The 3768-nt window shown below is 36.0% G+C and carries 4 protein-coding genes; all 4 read left to right on the forward strand.

Going from position 1 to position 3768, the window contains the following annotated elements:
* On the forward strand, positions 1–364 hold a 364-nt coding region (locus tag AC22ZQ_RS13170; RefSeq protein WP_318959226.1), incomplete at its 5' end, for a hypothetical protein.
* Between the two features lie 60 nt (positions 365–424).
* Positions 425–1489, forward strand: a complete 1065-nt coding sequence (locus tag AC22ZQ_RS13175) for a VOC family protein (protein WP_318959227.1) — start codon at positions 425–427, stop codon at positions 1487–1489.
* An 86-nt stretch (positions 1490–1575) separates the two neighbouring features.
* Positions 1576–2652 (forward strand): DUF4249 family protein, encoded by a 1077-nt coding sequence (locus AC22ZQ_RS13180; protein WP_318959228.1) that lies wholly within the window; start codon positions 1576–1578, stop codon positions 2650–2652.
* 46 nt (positions 2653–2698) lie between these two features.
* The coding region (locus AC22ZQ_RS13185) for a primosomal protein N' family DNA-binding protein (RefSeq protein WP_318959229.1) at positions 2699–3768 on the forward strand (1070 nt) is incomplete at its 3' end.

Here is a 3768-nt window from a genome sequence, read left to right on the forward strand (position 1 = left end):
CATATTAAGTACACCGAGTTACTCTCCTCTACCTGACTCAAAAACTTACTTTTTTACTGATTATCGTGCCGCCCAGTTTGTGGGAGGAGGTATGAATTTAATATGGACCTTAAATAATGCCTTGGACGTACGTATAGATCCGTACATTTTCCAACCCATCAAGGAAATAAATAGATTGGATGATGGAAGCTTTTTCTATAAAAACTGGGGAGAGACAAAAATCATGGCTGCCGGATCTATCATTTACAACAGTCCCATTGGTCCTGTAAGGTTCACCACCAATTACTTTCCTGTTCAAGAAAAGCCTTGGAGTGTGCAATTGAGTTTTGGATATGTAATATTCAACGATAGAGCCATTCGTTAATTGAAGAAAATACCTGTATATTTTAATTAGAATATTAATTTTACCCATCAAATTTAAGGTATGGGAAAGATTATAAGTGGTATTCAGCAAATGGGTATAGGAGTACCTAATGTTGAAGAGATTTGGAAATGGTATCGAAAATTTTTCGGTGTAGATGTAAAAGTATTTGAAGAAGCGGCAGAAGCTCCTTTAATGACACCTTATACAGGAGGCGTAGTTCAAAAAAGAACAGCTACACTGGCACTTTCTATGGAAGGTGGTGGAGGATTCGAAATCTGGCAATTCACTTCTCGTAACACAGAAAAATCAGACTTCCCTATTCAACTTGGTGATTACGGATTGTACATCTGTAGAATAAAATCAAGAGATGTAAAAGCATCTTACGACTACATGAAAAAAGAAGGTGCGAAAGTTTTGGGTGACCTTAAAACAACTCCTCACGGTGAGCCACATTTCTTTGTAGAAGATCCTAACGGAAATATCTTTAACGTAGTACAAGAAAATGTAGTTTTCTCTAAAACTAAGTTTGCGGGTAAAACCGGTGGTGTAGCTGGATCTATGATAGGTGTTAGTGATATCGACAAAGCACTTAAATTATACGCAGACGTCTTAGGGTATTCTAAAGTTGAATATGACGTTACCGAAGTAGCCGACTGTTTTTCAGAACTTCCACAAGGTGATAAAAAAGTAAGACGTGTTTTACTTTCTCACCCTCAAATGAGAAAAGGGCCCTTCGCTCAACTTCTAGGACCAACCAAAATTGAATTGGTACAAGCTATAGAAAGAACAGACTGTAGAAAAATATTTGAGAACAGATATTGGGGAGATTGGGGATTCATTCACCTTTGTTTCGATGTTCAACGCATGGAAAAATTAAAAGAAGAATGTGCCCAAGCAGGTTTCCCATTTACCATAGATACTGGTGAAACTTTTGATATGGGAGAAGCTGGAGGTAGATTCTCTTACATCGAAGATCAAGATGGTACCTTAATTGAATTTGTAGAAACACATAAAGTTCCTGTAGCGCAAAAATTAGGTTGGTACATAAACCTAAAAAATAGAAACCCGGAAAAACACCTTCCTAAATGGATGTTAAAAGCCATGGGATTGAACCGCGTTAAATAATACATTGATTGACAAGTACTGAGAATTGACTGAATGGTTCACCATTTGGTCAATTTTCATTTAACTTTACCCCCAAACTATAAAACATGAAACAATTTTCTTTCTTTTTCTCACTTTTAAGTGGACTCCTGCTTTTTTCATGTAGTACAGAATTTTGCGTAAACGGAGAATACGTAGAAACTCCAATTATTCATGCTATTATAGATGCAAATGACACCATACACTTTGTTAAAATAAACAAGACCTTTTTGGGTGATGGTAACGCTTTAGAGTTTGCCCAAGTACCTGATTCAACCTATTTTGAATCTGTTGAAGGAACCGTTGGTGAATTTGTAAACGGAAATTTAGTGCGAGAGTTTACCTTAAAGGACACTGTTATCACCAACAAAGAAGAAGGTATATTTTATGCCCCGAATCAGAAGTTATACTACTTTAAAACACCTGCCAATAATAAACTTAACCCAAGTGCAAGAATAGATTTAGACTTAAATCTAAACAACGGTGATCATATTGTTACAGCTTCTACAGAATTGGTATCAGAAATAGAAGTTCTTGATCCAAAAATCACTTCTCAATTAAACTTCGCGGAAGCAAATGTTGAAGACAATGGTGATTATAAAAATGAAGCTTTCAAATACTCGCAAGGACAAAATGCAGTAATGTATGATTACAGAGTTTACATTACCTACAACGAATTTACCGCTGCTGGTAGTACACAACATACTTTAGAATGGAAAATTGGTGAAGCCAACCCAGAAAGTCCAACCATCGGTAACTTCAATGTAAATGGTATTAGCTTCTACGAATTCCTTAAAAATAGTATTGCTGCAGATAGTGATGTTACCAAAAGAACACTTCACTCTATGCGTTTTCAGGTAATCGGAGGATCAGAGGATTTATACAATTATATCTTAGTAAATCAACCCACCACTCAGTTGGCGCAAAACCAACCTACATATACAAATTTAGAAGGTGCGCTAGGAATATTTACTTCTAGAATGACCAATTCAATAACGCGTACTGCTTTTGGTGGATTTTCTCCAAATTCAAGAATTTTATCTGTAAACTCTACGCGTGAATTGTGTCAAGGAGCAATTACCTCTCCTCTACTTTTCTGTAGTGATTTCATTAATGACCAAAACTATAGTTTCTACTGTAATTAAAGCTGAACAAGAATTGTAGAACTTTCCTTTTTTCTATCTTTATCGGGTGGCAGAAAGAAAGACATTTTTTGTAGAAGTTTTACTTCCCTTGGCCCTAAACAAGTCGTTTACTTACAGGGTTCCCTTTGAGCTGAACGAACATGTAAAACCAGGGATTCGCGTAGTTGTTCCTTTTGGAAAAGCTAAATTATTCACAGGTTTAATTACTAAAGTACACGAAGATGTACCCAGTTATCAGGCAAAGTACATTGAGCATGTATTGGATGAAAACCCTATCATAACGGGGAATCAATTTAAACTTTGGAACTGGATTTCTGATTATTACATGGCTCCTTTAGGCGATGTAATGAACGCAGCATTACCTTCTAACTTTAAGTTGGCCAGTGAAACAAAGATCATTCTACACCCAGAATTCAACAAGAACATACTTGATCGCTTAGACGATAGAGAATATCAAATTTACGAAGCACTTGAAATTCAGGAAGAACTTGACTTAAAAGAGATTTCTGAAATCGTAGGTATAAAAACGATACAACCCATTATTAATAAATTAATTGGATATAAAGTTTTATTAACCAAGGAAGAGTTACGTCATAAATTCACTCCTAAAACAGCTTTGTTTATTCGACTCACGGATGAATATTCTCAACAAGAAAAGTTGGAAGACTTTCTCCAAAAATTATCCGATAGCAAAGGAAAAGAGAAACAGCTCCAAGCCATGCTGACTTATTTAAAGCTGGGTGGATTAAAAGGAAATAAATCTGAGTTTATTTTACGTAAACGTTTGGAAAGCGAGGGAGCATCTGTTTCATCTTTAAATACTTTAGAAAAAAACGGTGTACTTTTTAGTGACCGCTTGGAAATATCTCGTTTGGGAGAAGCTGATGACGAAACCAAGCAACGCAAAGCACTTTCTGAAGATCAGCAACATGCGTTAGACGAAGTAAGAACATCTTTTGAAGAGAAGGATGTATGTTTACTACACGGTGTAACAGGTTCTGGTAAAACAGAAATTTTCGTAGAAATTATACAAGAGCACTTGGATGCAGGTAAACAAGTTCTATTCTTTCTTCCAGAAATTGCTTTATCCACACAATTGATCAACAGACTTTCGGC

The organism is Lishizhenia sp. (assembly GCF_057456495.1).

Bases quoted from the DNA above. Each gene is read 5' to 3' on its own strand.
- AC22ZQ_RS13175 (WP_318959227.1), top strand. From the start codon at position 425: ATGGGAAAGATTATAAGTGGTATTCAGCAAATGGGTATAGGAGTACCT.
- AC22ZQ_RS13180 (WP_318959228.1), top strand. From the start codon at position 1,576: ATGAAACAATTTTCTTTCTTTTTCTCACTTTTAAGTGGACTCCTGCTT.